Origin of the sequence: Gemmiger formicilis (genome assembly GCF_016901605.1) — a bacterium.
In the GTDB taxonomy this organism is placed as follows: domain Bacteria; phylum Bacillota; class Clostridia; order Oscillospirales; family Ruminococcaceae; genus Gemmiger; species Gemmiger formicilis_B.
The window spans coordinates 1-1,549 of record NZ_JACJKP010000310.1 but is presented as its reverse complement, the minus strand read 5'-3'; the positions used below and the strand labels follow the sequence as shown (position 1 = coordinate 1,549).

General features: G+C 57.7%; 2 protein-coding genes. Both read left to right on the top strand.

The window, feature by feature from the left end; genetic code table 11:
- Window positions 1–632: glucose PTS transporter subunit EIIB (locus H6B10_RS14465; RefSeq protein ID WP_204652241.1), on the top strand; the 632-nt coding region annotated here is incomplete at its 5' end.
- 303 nt (window positions 633–935) lie between these two features.
- On the top strand, window positions 936–1,549 hold a 614-nt coding region (locus H6B10_RS14460), incomplete at its 3' end, for a glycerate kinase (protein ID WP_204652240.1).

The window sequence follows — 1,549 nt, the reverse complement described above, 5'->3', positions numbered from 1 at the left end:
AGGTCAAAGCGCTGCTGATCGCGGCGGTCATTCCCGCTGTGTTTACCGGCATTACCGAGCCCATCGAGTACGCCTTCCTGTTTGTGGCACCGCTGCTTTTTGTGGTGCATGCCGGCTTTGCGGGCCTGGCTTACCTGCTGACCTATATTTTCCAGGTCAACGTGCCCGGCCCCAGCTCCTTCGGCGGGCCCTTCCTCAGCACCATCTTCAACGGCATTATGCAGGCGGACAAAGGCTCCCACTGGATCTGGATCTTCATTCTGGGCGTGGGCTTCTTCTTCCTGTATTACTTCACCTTCCGGTTTATGATCCTCAAGTTCAACTACAAGACCCCCGGCCGTGAGGACGAAGGGGAAGCAGTGGAACTCAAAGGCAAAAAAGTGGACGATGAAACCATGGCTGTGATTGTGGAAGGCCTGGGCGGCAGCGACAACATCCTGAATGTGGACGCCTGCTTCACCCGTCTTCGCGTCAAGGTCAAGGACAAGAGCCTGGTCATGAGCGACGATGACTGGAAGAAAAAGACCGGCGCCAACGGTGTGGTGCGCGTGAACGACGGCGTACAGATCGTTTACGGTACCAAGGCCGATATCTATAAAAACAATCTGAAAAACGTTCTGGGCATGGAGTAAAAGCAAGCGCTCTTTTTGCCCCGGAACCGGGAAAAAACGGAAAAACACGCCGAAGCCTGTGCTTCGGCGTGTTTTTTTTGCTGCCGTGCGGCAGATTCCCGCTTTACAGAGATTTTCCCGCGGGGGACGTGGGGAGATGAGGAATCCATCCGCGGATGATTGCCGACAGTATGGGATGTGTTGTTATATAAAACAAAGAAATGTGATAAAGTGAATGAAATGTTGTCATATAAACTATGGTCATCGAGCCATCGGCGCGGTATACTGAAAGCAGAAATCACACAGGAAAGGGAGCACCCCAAAATGAAAATCGTCATTGCCATTGACTCTTTCAAAGGAAGCCTGTCTTCCCTGGAAGCCGGCGAAGCCATTGCCCAGGGGGCGCTGCGGGCTTTGCCCGGCGTGGAAGCAGTGGTGCGGCCGTTGGCGGACGGCGGCGAGGGAACAGTGGAAGCGCTGGTGGCCGGTATGCAGGGCACACCCCAGCGGGTCACGGTTACCGGTCCCATGGGAACCCCGGTAGACTGTACCTACGGTATTCTGCCGGATGGCCGTACAGCTGTGCTGGAAATGGCAGGCGCGGCAGGGCTTCCCCTGGTGGCGCCGGAACAGCGGGACCCGCTGCGTGCCACCACCTACGGGGTAGGCGAGGTGATCCGGGATGCCATTGGTAAGGGATGCCGCCGTTTTATTGTGGGTATTGGCGGCAGCGCCACCAACGATGGCGGCGTAGGCATGCTGCAGGCGCTGGGATACGGATTCCTGGACCGGACCGGGCAGCCCATTGCCTGGGGGGCGGCAGGTCTGGCGGGCCTGTGTACCATCACCACCGACCAGGTGATGCCGGAACTGGCAGAGTGCGAATTCAAGGTCGCCTGCGATGTGACCAATCCGTTGTGCGGGGCGCAGGGCAGCAG